Below are 16,670 nucleotides of genomic sequence, written 5' to 3'. Positions count from 1 at the left end.
CACGGCCCGCCTGCAAACGCATCGCATCCTGATCGGCCGTCCATGATCTACCGCGACCTGCGCGATTTCATCGCGCAACTCGAAACCATGGGCGAGCTGAAACGCATCGCCGTCGAAGTCGACCCAAAACTGGAAATGACCGAGATCGCTGACCGCGTGCTGCGCGCCGGCGGCCCGGCGCTGCTGTTCGAAAACCCCAAGGGCGGCACGATGCCGGTGCTGGCCAACCTGTTCGGCACGGTCAAGCGCGTCGTACTGGGGATGGGCGAGGACGATCCGTCGCGGCTGCGCGAAGTCGGCAAGCTCTTGGCCTACCTGAAGGAGCCCGAACCGCCGAAAGGCCTGCGCGACGCCTGGGACAAGTGGCCGGTGTTGAAGCAGGTGCTGAACATGGCGCCGAAGGAAGTGAAGCACGCACCCTGCCAGGAAATCGTCTGGGAAGGCGCCGACGTGGATCTGTCGCGCCTGCCGATCCAGCACTGCTGGCCGGGCGACGTCGCGCCGCTGATCACCTGGGGGCTGACCGTCACCCGCGGCCCGCACAAGAAGCGACAGAACCTCGGCATCTACCGCCAGCAGGTGATCGCACCCAACAAGCTCATCATGCGCTGGCTGGCGCATCGCGGCGGCGCGCTGGATTTTCGCGAGCACACGCTCGCGCATCCGGGCGAGCCCTTCCCACTTGCGGTCGCGCTCGGCGCCGACCCGGCAACGATACTGGGCGCAGTCACCCCGGTGCCGGATTCGCTGTCGGAATACCAGTTCGCCGGCCTGCTGCGCGGTGCCAAGACCGAAGTGGTGCAGTGCCTTGGCAACACGCTGCAGGTGCCGGCGTCCGCCGAAATTGTGCTCGAGGGCGTAATCCACCCGGGTGAAACGGCACTGGAAGGCCCGTACGGCGACCACACCGGCTACTACAACGAGCAGGAAACCTTCCCCGTCTTCACCGTCGAGCGCATCACGATGCGGCGCGACCCGATCTATCACAGTACTTACACCGGCAAGCCGCCGGACGAGCCGGCGATCCTCGGCGTGGCGCTGAACGAGGTGTTCGTGCCGCTCTTGCAGAAGCAGTTTCCCGAGATCACCGACTTCTACCTGCCGCCGGAAGGCTGCTCCTACCGCATGGCGGTGGTCAGCATGAAGAAGGCCTATCCCGGCCACGCCAAGCGGGTGATGTTCGGCGTGTGGTCGTTCCTGCGCCAGTTCATGTACACCAAGTTCATTATCGTCACCGACGACGACGTCGATGTGCGCGACTGGAAGGAAGTGATCTGGGCGCTCACCACGCGCGTCGATCCGGCGCGGGATACCTTGCTGGTGGACAACACGCCGATCGACTACCTCGACTTCGCCAGCCCGGTGTCGGGCCTTGGCAGCAAGATGGGCATCGACGCCACCAACAAGTGGCCGGGCGAAACAGCGCGCGAATGGGGCACGCCGATCGCGATGGATGCGGCCGTGAAAGCACGCGTCGACGCGATGTGGAAGGACCTGGGTCTCTAGCCAAACCATGAGCGACAAGCCCGCCGGCCGCCGTACCTGCCTCTACACCCCGCAACAGCTCGACGCCATCGTCGACGACATGGCACGCCAGGCGGCCGGCCTGCTGACGGGACGCACACAGATCACGATCGTCGGCATCCTTCGCCGCGGCGCGCCGCTGGCCGACCGGCTGCATGCACGCCTGGCCCAGACTTGGGCGCTGACCGGCTGCGTACGGCTCGACCTGAAAATCAAGCGCTATGCCGACGATCTCACGCTGCTGCATCCCGATACGCAGCTGACGGAAAATCCGGCGCATGCCAGCCTCGACCTCAGCGGCCACACAGTGCTGGTGGTGGACGACGTGATGTATCACGGCCATTCCATGTTGCGTGCGGTGGACTACCTTGCCCGCAGGCAACCGGCCGAGATCCGCACCGTGGTGCTGGTGGATCGCGGCGCATCCAAGCTGCCGGTGCGCACCGACATCGTCGGCGTGCGGCTCGACATTGCGCCGCCGGACATCATCGAATGCAATGTGCCCCCCTACGAAGAGCACTTCCGGATCGACCTGCTGCAGCCCGAATAAGCCTACTGTCCATCGTGGAACGCCGGTTGCGCTTGAACTATCATGCGCAGCGTGGTTCACGCTTGCAGTTTCAACGTTCAGGAGAACGCACATGAACAAATCGATGTTGACCGGGGTGATCGCAGGCGCCATCGCCGTCACTGCCATTGGCGGCGTAGCCGGCTATAAGGCACTTAATCCGGAACCGGAATTTGCCGAGGTACTGGCCGTCAAGCCGGTGACAGAAACCACGAAAACGCCCAAAGAGGTCTGCGAGGACGTGGTCGTCAACGAGCAGGCGCCGGTCAAGGACCCCAATCGCATCGCCGGCACCGCGGTCGGCGCGGTGGCGGGCGGGCTGCTCGGCAACCAGATCGGGGGCGGCAGCGGCAAAACGATCGCCACTGTCGCCGGCGCTGCGGCCGGCGGCTATGCCGGCAACCAGGTGCAAAAGAACATGCAGGAGAAAGACGTGGTCAGCCGCACCGAACGGCGTTGCCGCACCGTGCAGGAATCGAGCAGCCGCACCATCGGCTACGACGTGCGCTACCGCCTGGGCGAGGAAGAAGGCCAGGTGCGCATGGACCACGAGCCCGGCCCGCGCATCCCGGTCAAGGGCGGCAAGCTGCAGTTGGAGGCGTCGGCGTCCTGATTCGGCGGCGCGGCCAGCGCGTCAAGGTGACGCGCCTTTAGCCTAGCCTGCGCCGCGCCCAGTCGGGCGCCTCATCGACGCTCATCCTCGTCGCCGCACTGGCGGCAGCCGAAAATGCTGAAATAGCGCAGATACAGCCACAACGCGACCGGCAGCAGCGCCAGCCGCACCCATTCGCCGAGCGTGTCCGGCCACTGCCGCGCTTCCCACGCGTCCACCGCCACCGGCACCGCCTGGAACAGCGCCAGCAACACCAGGAACAAGGCCATCACGCGGCAGCCGGGATTCATCGCGCGCTGCCTCCGGCCTGCACCTGCGGCGTCGAATACACCCATTCCAGCAACGCGCGCTGCGCCGCTTCGCTGCGCGTCGCATTGGCGTGATAGATGAGCAGCACGAGGCTGACGCGCTGACCCTGCGCGGTATACACATAGCCCGCCAGCGCGCTCGCGTCGCGCAGGGTGCCGGTCTTGAGATGCGCGCTGCCGCTGACCGCGCTGCCGTTGAAGCGGCGCTTCAGCGTGCCGTCGAGGGCGGCGATGGGCAACGCCGACTCGAACTCCGCGAACAGCGGGCTGCGATACGCCGCGTGCAGCAGGCGGGTGAGCGTGTCCGCGCTGATGCGTTCGAAGCGCGACAGGCCGGCGCCGTTTTCCAGTACCAGCTTGTGCGTCGGCACGCCGCGCTGCGTCAGCAATTCGCGCACCGCGTCCTCGCCCTTTGCGAGAGTCGCCGGCGCGCCGTGGCGTTCTGCGCCCAGCGTCAGGAACAGGTTGCGTGTCATCAGGTTGTTGGAATGCTTGTTGAGGCGATTGAGCACCTGAAACAACGGCTCCGACGCGAATTGCAGCAGTGGTTCGGACGCCGGTGCCATACCCGCAACCGTCGGGCCGGCCAGCGTGCCGCCCGCTTCCGTCCACAGGTCGCGGAAAACGAAATCGAACGTCGCGGCCGGCGCGAACAGGCTGAGCGACCAGGCCTGCTCGCCGCAACCGCGCGGATAGACGCCGCTGACCACCAGTTCGTTGCGCGCGTCATCTGAAAACGCCGGCGCCAGCGCGCTGCGCCAGCCGTTGCAGGCGCGGTCGGCCAACACCAGGCGCGAGGTGAAGGTCACGCCGGGCATCGCGATGTCCGGCACGATCAGCACCCGGTCCGTATCCGGTTTCAGGCGCAGCGTGGTCGCGTTGAAATTGGCCACCAGCGCGCCGGGCGGCGCGTTATAGGGCGCCAGCGGGGTGTCGTCGAATGCGCCCGGATCGATCGGAGGCAGGTGGAAATGGCGGGTGTCGAGCACCAGTCCGCCGCGGATGTGGCGCACGCCGCGCGCGCGCAGCTCGCGCTGCAGCAGCCACATGCGCTCGAGCGTCAGCGTGGGGTCGCCATGGCCCTTGATGATGAGGTTGCCCTGCAGCACGCCGTCCACGATGGGGCCGTCGGCCCACACGTCCGTCGTCCAGGTGTAGCCCGGTCCGAGCTGGTGCAGGGCGGCGAAGCTCGTCACCAGCTTCATCACCGACGCCGGATTCAGTGCGGCGTCGGCGTTGTGGCTGAGCAGCGGCTGGTCCGCGTCGAGCGGCTGCACCTGCACCGCCACATGGGTGAGCGGGATCCCGGCCCGCTTCAGCGCAGCGGTAAAGGCATCGGGGAGCGCCGCCGCCTGCGCGCAGATGGCCAGGCCCGCGAGCAGCAGGCCGGCAAAAAATTGGGGAAGGACTCGAACGGGCAGCATCGCCCCATTATGCCGAATTCACGGCGCGGTTCAGAGCGATTGTCGGATCGCCAGCACGGCCTGGTTGCGCAACGACTTCAGCAGCGACAGTTCCTTCTCGGGAATCGTGATGTCGCCGGGTCCGGGCCGGTCCGCATAGATCAGGCCGATCGGCTTGCCCTTGACGACGATGGGGAACAGCACGAAGGTGCGGGCCGGCACGTTTTTCCGGTACCACGCCGGAATGCGTGCGGCGATCTTGGGGTCGTCGATATCGCTGATCAGGATGTCGGCATTGTTCTGCAAGGCCACCAGAAACACATCCGGCTGCGCCGCCAGCGAAAAGTCGAACGCCTTGACCAGCGCCTGGGCGTGGTCGCCGAAGCCGAACTTGCCAACCATGCTGTTGTGGCGGCCGTCCTTGATGCACAACACCACATGCGCGAAGCCCATGCTGCTGAACATGGCCTCGAGAATCATGCGCAGGATGTCGTTGAGCGAAACCGCATCGTCGATCAACGAATTGCTGACGTCCTGCAGGCCCGAAGCCAGCATCGCCTGTATGGCCTCGCTGGTGCGCGGCACGTTGCTGTCGGGCATGTCCACCTCGCCGCTGGGTGCGGTCACATGCAGCACGCTGCCCTCCAGCGCGGCACGCGCGTCTTCGGGCGGCGCCGTTTCGGGCGTGTCCGGCTCGGAATTGTCGGGCTCGGACGTGCTCGCCGGCAAAGCGGCCATGCCGGCCCATTTCGACGCCTGCTTGGCAAAATCGCTGCGGCCGAGGCTCACGTTCACCACCAGGGCGAACTGCCCGATATCCTGCATCGACCGTTCCATCAGCCCGGTCAGCTGTTCGACCGTGAGCGGCACACTGTCGCCAAAGCGCGCCGTCAGGCCGGCGAGCGCCTTGCCGCGATCCGCCTCCGGCGTTTCCAGCACCAGCTCGCACAGTTCATTGGAAAAACCGGCGAGCGCATGCAGCCGTTCCGGGTCGGTCGTGCCCCGGCGAATCCGGCCGGCGGGCAAGGGTTTCATCGTTTGCACCAGCGTGGCGGGGAAGCCCCAGCTGCGCGCCACGCCGATGCCCAGATTCTCGAACGACACGCCCAGCACCTCGGTCGAGGCGCGCGCATCGTTCATGTCCGCGTCCTCGAGACGCGTCCGGATCGCCGCCATCTCGTCCGGGAAATAGAACATGGTCAGCATCCGCCCCAGGTTGTGCAGCATGGCGCCGATGAACGCCTCTTCCGCATCCTTCACCTGGGTATGGCCGGCCATCTCGCGCGCCAGCATGCCGGCATACAGCACCTTGATGAATTCTTCCTTCAGTTCCTGCGCGTGCGCCTTGTTGCCCAGGTTTTCGAACAGGATCAGGCTCAGCGCGATGGCGCGCACGGCGTTGAACCCGAGGATTACAACGGCGCGCGAGACGGTGCTAATCGAGCCGCCGCCGACCTGGCTGTAATACGCCACATTGGCCAGCCGCAGCAGCTTGCTGGTGAGCGCGACGTCTCGCAGGATGCTGTTGGAGAGTTCGTTGACGCCTTCCGTCTCGGACGACGCGATGCGGTTGATGGCGCCGATGGCTTCGGACAGGGCCGGGAAGTCGCTGTCGCTGCCCATGCGGCGCATCAGGACATCGAGCGGACTGGGCTTCGCGCCGGGTGGCAACACCTGCGACGTGCCTTTGTCGTTACGCGTCATGGCAGCCTGCAGCCGCCATGCCGCCGCTCAACCCAGGTCATTCACGTACCAGTCCATCGCCTCGGCCAGGCCTTCGCTGATGCGGTGCGTCGGCGCATAGCCCAGACGCGTTTGCGCCTTGGAAATATCGGCCAGCGAATGGCGCACGTCGCCGGCGCGAAAATCGCGGTAGACCGGCTTGAAATCGGCCAGATGCGGAAACTTCGGTGCCAGCAGCGAACGGATGGCTTCGAACAGCTGGTTCAGCGTGGTGCGGTCGCCGACCGCCACGTTGTAGACCTGGTTGGCCGCCTCCGGGTGCGTGCTGGTGGCGGCGAGCAGGTTGGCCTGGATCACGTTGTCGATGTAGCAGAAGTCGCGGCTGGTTTCGCCGTCGCCGTTGATGTACACAGGCGCGTTTTGGACCATGCTCGCGACCCATTTCGGCACCACCGCGGCGTAGGCGCCATCGGGGTCCTGGCGGCGGCCGAAGATGTTGAAGTAGCGCAGGCCGATCGATTCCATGCCGTAGCAGCGGCCGAACACGTCAGCGTACAGCTCGTTGACCAGCTTGGTCACCGCATACGGCGACAGCGGCTTGCCGATCACGTCCTCGACCTTGGGCAGACCGGGGTGGTCGCCGTAGGTCGACGAGGACGCCGCGTAGACAAAGCGCTTCACTTTCGCATCGCGCGCCGCCACCAGCATATTGAGGAAGCCGGTGTTGTTGGCGGCGTGGGTCGAGATCGGATCTTCCAGCGAACGCGGCACCGAGCCCAATGCGGCCTGGTGCAGCACGTAGTCGACCTCCTTGCACGCGGTGTGACAGGTGATGAGGTCGCGGATGTCGCCGCGCTTGAAGCTGAATTGTTCCCAGCGCTGGGGGCCGACGCTGGCCTGCACCTGCGCCAGGTTCTTCTCGTGACCCGTGGCGAAGTTGTCGAGACCGACAACGCGCTGGTCGAGCAGCAGCAGGGCTTCGACCAGGTTGCAGCCGATGAAGCCGGCCGCACCGGTGACGAGCCAGGTCCGGGGCTCGGCCCGCAGCTGCGTTTTCAGCGCATCGAACGCGGTCATTACAGCCTCCAGAGCCTGAAGCCCGCTGCCTTGACCGTATCCGGATCGTAGGCCGATTTGACGTCGGTGAAGGCGCCGCCTTTCTTTAGCTTGGCGGTGAGTTCGGCAAAGGATTTGTCGAGGTACTCGGTGTGCGAAACCGCGGCAATGATGGCATCGCATTCGGGCAGGTCGTCCCACGCGGTGAGCGTGATGCCGTATTCGTGCTCGGCTTCCTTCGCTTCGCCGAGCGGGTCGTTGACGTGAACATCGCAGCCGAAGGTTTGCAGCTCACGGATGACGTCGACCACCTTGGAGTTGCGCAGGTCGGGGCAGTTTTCTTTGAAGGTGAGGCCGAGCACGTTGACCTTGGCACCCTTCACCTGCACGCCGTTGGCGATCATGTTCTTCACCGTTTCCTGCGCCACGTAGGCGCCCATGCCGTCGTTGATGCGGCGGCCGGCGAGGATCACCTGCGGGTGATAGCCGAGCATGTCGGCCTTGTGGGTCAGGTAGTAGGGATCGACACCGATGCAGTGGCCGCCGACCAGACCGGGGCGGAAGGGCAGGAAGTTCCACTTGGTGCCGGCCGCCTTCAGCACTTCCAGCGTGTCGATGCCAAGACGATGGAAGATCAGCGAGAGCTCGTTCATCAGCGCGATGTTGAGGTCGCGCTGGGTGTTCTCGATCACCTTGGCCGCTTCGGCCACCTTGATCGAGCTGGCGCGGTGCACGCCGGCGGTGATCACGCTGCTGTAGAGCGCGGCCACCTTGTCGAGCGTGGCGGCATCGTCGCCCGACACGACTTTCACGATCTTGGTGATCGTCCGCTCCTTGTCGCCCGGATTGACGCGCTCGGGCGAGTAGCCGACGTGGAAATCCTGCAGCCATTTCATGCCGGACTGCTTTTCCAGGATCGGAATGCAGACCTCTTCGGTGGCGCCGGGGTAGACTGTCGATTCGTAAATGACCGTCGCGCCCTTCTTCATGTATTTGCCGACGGTGGTGCTGGATCCGACCAGCGGCGAGAAATCCGGGATATGCGCCGCGTCAACCGGTGTCGGCACGGCAACGATGATGAAGTCGGCTTTCGCCAGATCGGCCGGATCGGTGGTCACCGTCAACTGCGTGGCAGCCTTGAGATCGTCCGTCGACACTTCGCCGGTGGGGTCGCAGAATCGACGGTAGGCCTCGATTTTTTCCAGTGAAAGGTCATAGCCGATGGTGGCCGTTTTCTTGCCGAATTCCACCGCCAACGGCAGGCCCACGTAGCCCAGCCCGACAACCGCAACAACGCTCATACCTGGATTCCCCTATGAATAGAAAGTCTTTGCTCCGGCCCGGATTGTATCGAATTTATATGACGCTGCCCGGCCATGCCCTGTATCTGGCAAGCCGATGGTTCAGCAAGTGGCGTACCAGTTGGGTCCTGCTGCTGCTTGCGGCGGCGCTGCCGGTTCAGGCCGATGTCGCCGACACCCTATTGTCGGTGAAGCCGGGCGTGGTCGGCGTCGGCCTCTACAGCCCCACCAGCAGCCCGCGCGCCAACCTGATGGGGACGGGCTTTGCGGTGCTGAACGGACGCTACATCGTGTCGTGCGCCCATATATTCGTCAAACAGCCCGACACGGAAAAGAAGGAAACCTTCGCCGTCTTCGTCGGCCGCGACCGCCTGATGGCGGTGCGCCCTGCCAAACTGATCGCCACCGACAAGGCCCGCGATCTGGCGCTGCTTAAAATCGAGGGCGACCCGCTTCCCGCCCTCAAACTCGGGGATTCGGCAAGCGTGCGCGAAGGCTGGCAGCTCTATTTCACCGGCTACCCGATCGGCACGGCGCTGGGGCTCAACCCCTCCACCCACCGCGCCGGCCTCGCCGCCGTCGTGCCGATCTACACACCGGTGCCGAACATGGCGCAGGTCAACACACGCACGCTGAAACAGGCACATGAGCCTTACGAAGTGCTCGCCCTCGACGCCATCGCCTACCCCGGCAACAGCGGCAGCCCGGTATGGCACCCCGACACCGGCGAAGTGTTCGGCGTCGTCAATTCGGTCTACGTGAAGGGCGCAAAGGAAGCCGCGCTCACCGCGCCGAGCGGCATCAGCTACGCCATCCCGGTGAAGTACGTACATCAGCTGATTGAGAAGGCGCTGCCGGAAGCGAAGTAAGCGTGGACATAAATCCCTGCTTAAATCCGGGCTCCAACCGGCCCTGAGGGTAGTTAAGGTGGGGTAAACCGACAGACTCCTGTTCGGCCGTAGCAGTCATTTGACACGTCGCTCAGGTATGGCTGTTCCGACCCTCCGCGGCCGTTGGCCGTTGGCCTTTGCAGGCTCACAGACGGCTCGCCTCTAAGCGGACGTATGCACTACAAACATGATATGTGTATTCCCTATAAAGGCATGGCTAAAGAGGTGGCTGCAAGGGCGAACGAAAATGGAAAGCCTTTCCCTCGTAAGGCTGAAGCAAAGATACCTGGGGTACGCCGAGATCGGGAAAATGCGCTGCTGATATTGTGGTGGCTGATTTTTGATCCGCCCCATCAACTGAAGCATCAAGAATCTCTCGCAAGATCGACCCACCGAATATGAGCGGAGCGCCGGTGCCACTCACTCTTATAGTGCCTGCGTATAAGACTCTTGCCCCTTCAGGAATATCCAATTGCCAACGTGGTGGTGCATTAAAACGATCCATGTAGGAAAAGATATCTGTTCCGCGAGTTGGCTGGACTGTAAGGTAATAGATCCCCGGGGTGAGTACCATATAGGTCCAGCCTTCTCGGCGGGACTCGGGCGATAAAAAACGTTGGTTTTCTATACGACGGAGATGTCCCCCTGTGTCAAAACTCCCTAGGCCAAAACAAATATTGTCATCGGCCAAGTCAGCCTTGAATGGTTCATAGGGCGAATGACCGATATGGGCCTCGATTCTGAGAAGAACAATGGTTTTATGTCCAGTCAGCACGTCTTCCAACTCTCGTCCGGTAGGTGCGTCCATTGATGCGCATCCAGTCAAAATGACGTGAGTGGCAATCATCAAGAGCATGCTTTTGAAGCAGCCTGTTCTAGTCAATGGATAGGTTGGTAATTGCATCGCCTACTCTCCTTCGCTGCTATTGCCTCCAGATCGCCGCCCACATAGCGTGTTTGATCACGGCTTACTAACCCATTCTCTGAGAAAGTCGCCGTATGACTTCAAAGGTGGGCGTATGGCCCTCTCAAATCGTTGCAACCGGTCTGTGTCGTCGAATTGAATTATGAGTACATAGCGTTCACGAAGGTCTATTGCGCCGAATGCCCCGGAGTATCCAGCACCTACGGCCCATAGAAGAACTCCATGACGCACTTCCCATTCATAGACAAAAATGTGGGCATCCTCCCAGACTATCTGTGGCTCTCCGAGTCGGGCGAGTACGTTCTCTTTCGTTGTCTCCCCTAATTGAATAAACGCCAGTTGCTCCTCGGTAACCGGCGTTCCCGCAAGCACCTTGTTCTCAGGAGTGGGGATCGGAATGACGCACCCGTATAGGTATAGCGTTATGGCCGCCAATAAGAGCAACAGCAAAGATCGATGAGATTTCATCTTGTTGTCCATGATAGGCAAACCAGACTCCGAAGGGAGCAGTATGCTGCTGAGCTTCCCAGGGTCCGCATTAGGTTCGTTCCGGCATCCCGTCGTCGCAGGTCACTGGTCGCTTCTGGCCAGTTGCCGTCACTTATGACCGGTAGCCTGCTCGACCGCTTCGGCCGATGAGCGGACGATCCTGGAATGAAACAGGGTGATATCTCTTCAGCGCCAAGAGCCGACGTCAACCCCTACTTCCAACCTCGCATATTGCGGTCCGAAAAGCGTCCCTGGACCGCTTCCACACGCCTCGCAGAATACTCAGATTTACATGCCTTCGGTCAGGCTGATACCCAATCCGATCGACTGCTGTTTGTGGTTGTAGTCGATCAGCGATTCGCCGTAGCCGTTGAAATACTGCACGTAGCCTTTCAGCCGGCCATACAGCGGAAAGCTCCAGTTGAGTTTCATCGCGCCGCGATTGTCCGAGCGCTGGAAATTGTTGCGCAGCAGCAGCGAGTAGGCGTTGCGGCCCTTGCGGTACAGCACCTGCAGATCGCCGTGCCCGAGGTAATCCTCGATGTCCGGATTGTCGTCCTCATCGTGTTCCGGGATCCGGTACCAGGGCCGGATCAGCAGCGCCAGGTTGCCGCGCTCGAGCCCGACCTGCGCATAGATCCGGTTCCAGCTGCGTGACAGCACTTCGCTGCGGCCATTCGACTGATGCAGCATCCCCAGATTGAGGAAGCGCACGCGGAAATCGCCGATCTCGTAGTTCGTGCGGTAGACCAGCATTGCCTCTGGTTCGTAGTTGGTCTCGCGAAACGGCGAGGAGATGCTGTTGTTGTAGGCCTGCCAGAACGAGGTGATGGTGTAGCCGAACCACAGGTCGAGGTCGTCGTTGCCGAGCACGCCTTCTATGCCCTTGATCTTGAAGCTCAGCTGCAATTCGGCCTCAAGCGGATCGAGGCCCAGATCGGGCTGGACGAACGCGTTGTGGAACGGCGTATTGTTGGGTGAGCTGCTGTACTTGAGCGGCAGAAAATAATTGGGTCGGTGTGGCCGGAACAGGAAGGCGCCGCGCTTGGCGTCGTCGTCGAGTTCCCAGTGGCGCGACAGCGCCGACAACAGGTCGTTTTCATCGGCATCTTCGTCCGGCTGCGCCGCCGTTGCGGGACGTCCGGGCTGCACGGCTGCGGGTACAGCCACCTGCTGCACGGGCTCGGCCTCGGGTACAGGGCGTCCGGACACGCGGTCGTAGCACGCCAGCCGCTCGGCATCGCCCGGAATCGCGCTGCAGCCGGCCAGCTCGGCCACCGTGGCGGCGTGCGCCGGGCTGGCCAGGCCGGCACCCAACAGCAGCATGGCCAGGGCTTGCGCAGGACGATGGACGCTCACGATGCCCCGCCTATTCCAGAACGACGCTGAAGCCGGGCTCGGGCGCCATCGCGTCCCAGCCGAACTGCGTCTGCAAATCGGCAGCGAAGCCGGTTGCCACGGTCTCCTCGCCGTGCACGACGAACACGCGGCGCGGCTTGCTGCGGAAATGCCCCAGCCAGGCGAGCAATGCGGTGCGGTCGGCGTGGGCCGACAGGCCGCCCAGCGTGTAGAGGTCGGCGCGCACCGGGATGTCCTCGCCCAGCAGGCGCACGCGCTTGGCGCCGTCGACCAGACGGCGGCCGAAGGTGCCGGCGGCCTGGAAGCCGGTGATCAGGATGGTCGATTCGCGGCGCGGCAGGTTGGCGCGCAGGTGGAACTTGATGCGCCCGGCCTCGCACATGCCGCTGGCCGAAATGATGACGGCGCCGCCGGTGATGCGGTCGAGCGACTTCGATTCCTCGACGTCCTCGACGAAATTGAGCTTGCGGAAATGCGCGGCGCCGCCGTGTTTGCCCATCAGCGCATGGGTCTCAGCATCCAGCAGTTCCATGTGCTTGTAGGTAATTTCAGTGGCGGCGGTGGCCATCGGCGAATCGACGAACACGGTGAGCTTGGGAATGCGGCCCTGCCGGGTCAGGTCGGCCAGCAGGTAGAGCATGTCCTGGGTGCGGCCCACCGCAAAGGCGGGGATGACGACGTTGCCGCCCTTTTTCTCGATGGTGTTGTTGATCGCCTCCACCAGTTCGTCCTGCGTCGCTTCCATGCTCTTGTGGTCGCGGTTGCCGTAGGTCGATTCGACCACCAGGTAGTCGGCGTCATGGATGTGTGCGGGGTCACGCAGCAGCGGCCGCGAAGGCTGGCCGAGGTCGCCGGAAAACACGATCTTGCGCCGGCCCGCACCTTCGCCCACCCACACCTCGACGATCGCCGAGCCGAGGATGTGGCCGGCGTCGCGGAAGGTGCAGCGCACCTGCGGATGCGGCGCAATTTCCAAATCGTAGTCGATCGGGTTCAGCTGCTTCAGCGAAGCCTGCGCCTGCGCCACGGTGTACAGCGGCGCGATGTCGCGCGGCGGCAGCCCGCGTTTCTTGTCGCGCCGGTCCATGTCCTTGCGGAAGCGATTGAGGTTGGCGTATTCGGCTTCCTTTTCCTGGATGTGCGCCGAGTCCGGCAGCATCACCGCCAACAAGTCGCAGGTGGCGCGGGTGGTGTGGATCGTGCCGCGGAAGCCCATCGCGACCAGGCGCGGCAACAGGCCGGAGTGGTCGATGTGGGCATGGGTGAGGAGGACGAAATCGAGGCTGCGCGGATCGAAGGAAAACGCGCGCTGGTTCTTGGCGCGCGTTTCGCGCCCACCCTGGAACATGCCGCAGTCGACCAGGAAACGCACGCCGTCCGCTTCGACCAGATAGCTGGAACCGGTGACTTCGCGTGCTGCGCCGAGGAAAGTGATTTTCATAGTGAGCGTCCTTCGCCTGCCTCTTCGTAGGTCTTGCCGTCGCGGATATGGTAAATGCGTTTGAAGGTGGGAATGATTTTTTCGTCGTGGGTGACGACGATGATCGCGGTCTGGAACTCCTGCGCCAGGCGGTTGAGGATCTTCACCACGGTGAGCGCGCGTTCGCTGTCGAGCGGCGCGGTCGGCTCGTCGGCGAGGATGATCGGCGGCTTGTTGGCCAACGCGCGCGCGATCGACACCCGCTGTTGCTCGCCGCCGGACAGTTCGGCAATGCGCGCCTGTGCGCGGTGCTGCACGTCGAGCGCGGTGAGCATTTCCAGCGCGATGGCGCGTGCTTCGGCATTGGGCAGGCCGGCCAGCATTGGCAGCAGCGCGACGTTGTCGGTGGCGTCCAGAAACGGGATCAGGTACGGCGCCTGGAACACAAACCCGATTCGATCGCGCCGCAGCGCGCGCAGGTCGTCGGTTTTCCAGCCGTTGTCGTAGATCACTTCGCCGCCGAGGGTGAATTTCCCGGCGGTCGGCTCGATCACCGCGCCCAGGCATTTCAGCAGCGTGGACTTGCCGGAGCCGGAAGGGCCGATCAGCCCCACCACTTCGCCCGGATACACGATCATGTCGACGCCTTTCAGCGCGTCGACCGCTGCGCTGCCGTGGCCATAGCGCTTGGTGATGCCTTCGATCAGGATCGCCGGTTGAATTGAAGCCGCGTCAGCCACCGATCGCCTCCGCCGGATCAATCTTGAGCGCCGCACGGATCGCCAGTACCGAGGCCAGCGCGCACACCACCAGCGTCAGCACGAGGGCGCGCACCGCGTCGCCGTTTTCCAGCAGCACGTATTTAGGAAAGGCCGGCGCCCATAAGGTGGCGGCGAACTTGCCGACGAAGAAGCCGATCACGCCGAGGCCCAGCGCCTCCTGCATGATCATCGCGGCGATGGTGCGGTCGCGGGTGCCGATCAGTTTGAGCACGGCGATTTCCTTGATCTTGCCGAGCGTCATCGTATAGATGATGAAGGCGACAATGGCCGCACTCACCACCGCCAGGATCATCAGGAACAGCCCGATCTGCTTGGCGGCGGTGGCAATCAGCTTGGCCACCAGGATGTCTTCCATGTCGTCGCGCGTGTAGGCCGTATAGCGCTGCCAGCGCGCAATGGTGTCGGCCACGGCGCGCGCATCCGCGCCCGGCTGCAGCCGCAGCAGTACCGCGTTGACCTTGTGGCTGGAGGCCTGGATCGCCTGCACTGCTTCCAGCACACCGGGCTGGCCGGGGCGGTTGACCGCGGGGTTGGCTTCGAGCCGCTTGCGGTCCTCGACGATGGCGTCGTTGTCTTTCAGGAACTGCGCTTCCTGCGCGTCTTTCAGCGGGATGAACAGCATCGGGTCGCCGCCGGAGGACACCATGCGCCGGGTGAGTCCGACCACCGTGTAGTCGTTGCGGCGGATCCGCACCACGTCGCCGACCGCAAAGCCGGTCTTGGCATCGGCCACCGCCTCGTAATGCGCGCGGGCGATCGGGCGGCCCGCCACCAGGAAGGCCGGGGCGCCCGGCTTGTCAGGCTCGAATCCCGCAACCATCACGCGCTGCGACTGCCCCTGGTGCGACACCTGCATCGTCAGGTAGGCGACGTTGCCGGTCTGGGCCACGCCCTCGAGTCCGGCCAACGCGCGGTAGAGATCGTCCGGCACCGAGGACGGCTCGGCGAACGGGCCGAGCGTGTGCTGCTGCACCACCCAGACGTCGGCGTCGACCGCGCGCAGCAGCACCTTGGCGTCGTCGACCATGCCGCGGTAGACCCCGGCCATGGTCAGCGTCACGCCGATCAGGAGGCCCAGTCCGAGCCCGGTCAGCAGATAACTTTTAAGGTGGTGCGCAATGTCGCGCCGCGCAAGATTGATCATGGGCAGCGCCCGTTCAGCGCGGCGTCAGCCGTTGTTCGCGCACCCGCACACCGTCGTCGAGCTGCTTCGCGCTGTAGACGATGAAGCGATCGCCCGACGCAAGGCCCGAGACGATCTGCACCCGCTCCACGGTCTGCACGCCGGGTTGCACCGGCTGGAAGCGCGCGCGGCCCTGCTCGATGCGCCACACGCCGGGCGTGCCCTGATGCTGCGTGAGCGCAGCGCGCGGCACGGCGAGCACGCCCTTGGCACCGGGGAGCCGGATGGTCACTTCCGCCAGTTCGCCCAGATAGAGTTGCGCCGGTGCGGGATCGAAAGCCACGTTGACGATCCTTTCCTCGGTCAGCGCGTCGCTCTGCAGGTCGATCCGCACCACCCTGCCCGGCAGCGCCGAGCCTGGCGCGGAACGCAGCACGATGTCCGCCGCCTGCCCCACGACGACCCCTTCGGCGCGCGCCTGGTCGACGCGGGCACGCACCCACAATTGCGTCGGATCGACCAGCCGCAGCACCGCCTGCCCGGCGACCACGTTGGTGCCGGGTTCGGCTTCGCGCGCCGTCACCACGCCATCGATCGGGCTGACCAGCGCCAGGCTCTGTCGCACTTGCTCGATGCCGCGCAGGTCGGCCTCGGCGCGTCCGATCTCGCGCTGCGCAGCCACCGCATTGGCGCGCGCCGCCGCCAGCGCGGCGTCCGCCGCGGCGACTTCGTGGCGGCGGCTGTCGGCCATTTCCTTGGCGACGAAGTTTTGCCGCTGGAGCGCCTGATAGCGTTCGCTGTTGACCTGTGCCAGCCGGGCGCGGCTGTCTGCTTCCGCCACCTGCGCCTGGCTTGCCTGCGCCGACTGGCGCGCCCGCGCGGCGGCGCTGCGGGCCGCCTCGGCCCGCGGGCCGAGATCCACCGGGTCGAGTTCGGCCAGCAGCTGGCCGGCCACGACGCGATCACCCTGGTCGACCCGCACGCTCAACAGCCGGCCGGCCTGGATCGGCCCGACTGCATAGGCATGCCGCGCTTCCACAGTGCCGATGCCGAACACGCCGGGGTTGAGGTCGGCCAGCGTCGCCTCGGCAGTTTCCACGCCCACTGGAGCGAGCGGCCCGCGGGTGGCAAGCAGCCACACAAAGGCCGTAATGAAGGCAAGAGCGCCCAGGGTCAGAAACAGGCAGCGGCGGCTCGGTTTGAATGCAAGCGTGGACTTCATGACA

At 64.3% G+C, this 16,670-nt stretch carries 16 protein-coding genes; 4 read left to right on the top strand and 12 right to left on the bottom strand.

Annotated elements, in window-relative coordinates; all coding sequences use genetic code 11:
* Nucleotides 1-42 precede the first annotated feature (42 nt).
* The 3 genes from ubiD (at nt 43) to Q8R61_RS08190 (ending at nt 2,705) form a co-directional block, all read left to right on the top strand.
* Complete coding sequence (gene ubiD / locus Q8R61_RS08200) at nt 43-1,506, top strand: 4-hydroxy-3-polyprenylbenzoate decarboxylase (RefSeq protein WP_305536089.1); 1,464 nt, start codon at nt 43-45, stop codon at nt 1,504-1,506.
* A 7-nt stretch (nt 1,507-1,513) separates the two neighbouring features.
* On the top strand, nt 1,514-2,074 hold the full coding sequence (locus Q8R61_RS08195) for a bifunctional pyr operon transcriptional regulator/uracil phosphoribosyltransferase (RefSeq protein WP_305536087.1): 561 nt from the start codon (nt 1,514-1,516) through the stop codon (nt 2,072-2,074).
* Between the two features lie 91 nt (nt 2,075-2,165).
* Nucleotides 2,166-2,705 (top strand): glycine zipper 2TM domain-containing protein, encoded by a 540-nt coding sequence (locus tag Q8R61_RS08190; protein WP_305536085.1) that lies wholly within the window; start codon nt 2,166-2,168, stop codon nt 2,703-2,705.
* Between the two features lie 71 nt (nt 2,706-2,776).
* Here Q8R61_RS08190 and Q8R61_RS08185 read toward each other — a convergent pair whose 3' ends face one another.
* Genes Q8R61_RS08185 through Q8R61_RS08165 form a run of 5 tightly spaced genes read right to left on the bottom strand, consistent with a single transcriptional unit; the run spans nt 2,777 to nt 8,456 of the window.
* Complete coding sequence (locus tag Q8R61_RS08185; protein ID WP_305536083.1) at nt 2,777-2,995, bottom strand: hypothetical protein; 219 nt, start codon at nt 2,993-2,995, stop codon at nt 2,777-2,779.
* Nucleotides 2,992-4,437 (bottom strand): D-alanyl-D-alanine carboxypeptidase/D-alanyl-D-alanine-endopeptidase, encoded by a 1,446-nt coding sequence (gene dacB / locus Q8R61_RS08180; RefSeq protein ID WP_305536081.1) that lies wholly within the window; start codon nt 4,435-4,437, stop codon nt 2,992-2,994. Before dacB ends, Q8R61_RS08185 begins: the two co-directional genes overlap by 4 nt.
* A gap of 30 nt (nt 4,438-4,467) precedes the next feature.
* Nucleotides 4,468-6,120: an HDOD domain-containing protein gene (locus Q8R61_RS08175; protein WP_305536080.1), complete on the bottom strand. Its 1,653-nt coding sequence runs from the start codon at nt 6,118-6,120 to the stop codon at nt 4,468-4,470.
* Between the two features lie 27 nt (nt 6,121-6,147).
* Nucleotides 6,148-7,176 (bottom strand): SDR family oxidoreductase, encoded by a 1,029-nt coding sequence (locus Q8R61_RS08170; RefSeq protein WP_305536078.1) that lies wholly within the window; start codon nt 7,174-7,176, stop codon nt 6,148-6,150.
* A complete protein-coding gene (locus tag Q8R61_RS08165) occupies nt 7,176-8,456 on the bottom strand; it encodes a nucleotide sugar dehydrogenase (protein WP_305536076.1) in 1,281 nt (426 codons plus the stop codon). Before Q8R61_RS08165 ends, Q8R61_RS08170 begins: the two co-directional genes overlap by 1 nt.
* A gap of 59 nt (nt 8,457-8,515) precedes the next feature.
* On the opposite strand from Q8R61_RS08165, the gene Q8R61_RS08160 reads away from it, so the two are divergent.
* On the top strand, nt 8,516-9,325 hold the full coding sequence (locus tag Q8R61_RS08160; protein ID WP_305536074.1) for a serine protease: 810 nt from the start codon (nt 8,516-8,518) through the stop codon (nt 9,323-9,325).
* Between the two features lie 238 nt (nt 9,326-9,563).
* On the opposite strand, the gene Q8R61_RS08155 is transcribed toward Q8R61_RS08160, so the two are convergent.
* The 7 genes from Q8R61_RS08155 to Q8R61_RS08125 all read right to left on the bottom strand — a co-directional run bounded on the left by Q8R61_RS08155 (nt 9,564) and on the right by Q8R61_RS08125 (nt 16,666).
* Nucleotides 9,564-10,250 (bottom strand): hypothetical protein, encoded by a 687-nt coding sequence (locus Q8R61_RS08155; RefSeq protein WP_305536073.1) that lies wholly within the window; start codon nt 10,248-10,250, stop codon nt 9,564-9,566.
* A gap of 57 nt (nt 10,251-10,307) precedes the next feature.
* Complete coding sequence (locus Q8R61_RS08150) at nt 10,308-10,751, bottom strand: hypothetical protein (protein WP_305536071.1); 444 nt, start codon at nt 10,749-10,751, stop codon at nt 10,308-10,310.
* A 297-nt stretch (nt 10,752-11,048) separates the two neighbouring features.
* Nucleotides 11,049-12,119, bottom strand: a complete 1,071-nt coding sequence (locus Q8R61_RS08145) for a phospholipase A (RefSeq protein ID WP_305536069.1) — start codon at nt 12,117-12,119, stop codon at nt 11,049-11,051.
* 10 nt (nt 12,120-12,129) lie between these two features.
* Nucleotides 12,130-13,560 (bottom strand): MBL fold metallo-hydrolase RNA specificity domain-containing protein, encoded by a 1,431-nt coding sequence (locus Q8R61_RS08140; protein WP_305536067.1) that lies wholly within the window; start codon nt 13,558-13,560, stop codon nt 12,130-12,132.
* A complete protein-coding gene (locus Q8R61_RS08135) occupies nt 13,557-14,279 on the bottom strand; it encodes an ABC transporter ATP-binding protein (RefSeq protein ID WP_305536065.1) in 723 nt (240 codons plus the stop codon). The genes Q8R61_RS08140 and Q8R61_RS08135 overlap by 4 nt, the downstream gene beginning before the upstream one ends.
* Complete coding sequence (locus tag Q8R61_RS08130) at nt 14,272-15,465, bottom strand: ABC transporter permease (RefSeq protein ID WP_305536063.1); 1,194 nt, start codon at nt 15,463-15,465, stop codon at nt 14,272-14,274. The genes Q8R61_RS08135 and Q8R61_RS08130 overlap by 8 nt, the downstream gene beginning before the upstream one ends.
* 13 nt (nt 15,466-15,478) lie before the next feature.
* Nucleotides 15,479-16,666 (bottom strand): efflux RND transporter periplasmic adaptor subunit, encoded by a 1,188-nt coding sequence (locus Q8R61_RS08125; RefSeq protein ID WP_305536062.1) that lies wholly within the window; start codon nt 16,664-16,666, stop codon nt 15,479-15,481.
* Nucleotides 16,667-16,670: the final 4 nt, after the last annotated feature.

Source organism: Thiobacillus sp., from assembly GCF_030696885.1.
In the GTDB taxonomy this organism is placed as follows: domain Bacteria; phylum Pseudomonadota; class Gammaproteobacteria; order Burkholderiales; family Thiobacillaceae; genus Thiobacillus.
The sequence above is the reverse complement of the archived record's forward strand: the minus strand, read 5'-3'. Positions and strand labels throughout refer to the sequence as shown.

Excerpts from the sequence above, each read along its gene's own strand:
- Q8R61_RS08175 (WP_305536080.1), bottom strand. The coding sequence starts at position 6,120 with ATGACGCGTAACGACAAAGGCACGTCGCAGGTGTTGCCACCCGGCGCG.
- Q8R61_RS08160 (WP_305536074.1), top strand. The coding sequence starts at position 8,516 with ATGACGCTGCCCGGCCATGCCCTGTATCTGGCAAGCCGATGGTTCAGC.
- dacB (WP_305536081.1), bottom strand. The coding sequence starts at position 4,437 with ATGCTGCCCGTTCGAGTCCTTCCCCAATTTTTTGCCGGCCTGCTGCTC.
- Q8R61_RS08155 (WP_305536073.1), bottom strand. The coding sequence starts at position 10,250 with ATGCAATTACCAACCTATCCATTGACTAGAACAGGCTGCTTCAAAAGC.
- Q8R61_RS08150 (WP_305536071.1), bottom strand. The coding sequence starts at position 10,751 with ATGGACAACAAGATGAAATCTCATCGATCTTTGCTGTTGCTCTTATTG.
- Q8R61_RS08140 (WP_305536067.1), bottom strand. The coding sequence starts at position 13,560 with ATGAAAATCACTTTCCTCGGCGCAGCACGCGAAGTCACCGGTTCCAGC.
- Q8R61_RS08170 (WP_305536078.1), bottom strand. The coding sequence starts at position 7,176 with ATGACCGCGTTCGATGCGCTGAAAACGCAGCTGCGGGCCGAGCCCCGG.
- Q8R61_RS08185 (WP_305536083.1), bottom strand. The coding sequence starts at position 2,995 with ATGAATCCCGGCTGCCGCGTGATGGCCTTGTTCCTGGTGTTGCTGGCG.
- Q8R61_RS08125 (WP_305536062.1), bottom strand. The coding sequence starts at position 16,666 with ATGAAGTCCACGCTTGCATTCAAACCGAGCCGCCGCTGCCTGTTTCTG.
- Q8R61_RS08190 (WP_305536085.1), top strand. The coding sequence starts at position 2,166 with ATGAACAAATCGATGTTGACCGGGGTGATCGCAGGCGCCATCGCCGTC.
- Q8R61_RS08195 (WP_305536087.1), top strand. The coding sequence starts at position 1,514 with ATGAGCGACAAGCCCGCCGGCCGCCGTACCTGCCTCTACACCCCGCAA.
- Q8R61_RS08165 (WP_305536076.1), bottom strand. The coding sequence starts at position 8,456 with ATGAGCGTTGTTGCGGTTGTCGGGCTGGGCTACGTGGGCCTGCCGTTG.
- ubiD (WP_305536089.1), top strand. The coding sequence starts at position 43 with ATGATCTACCGCGACCTGCGCGATTTCATCGCGCAACTCGAAACCATG.
- Q8R61_RS08130 (WP_305536063.1), bottom strand. The coding sequence starts at position 15,465 with ATGATCAATCTTGCGCGGCGCGACATTGCGCACCACCTTAAAAGTTAT.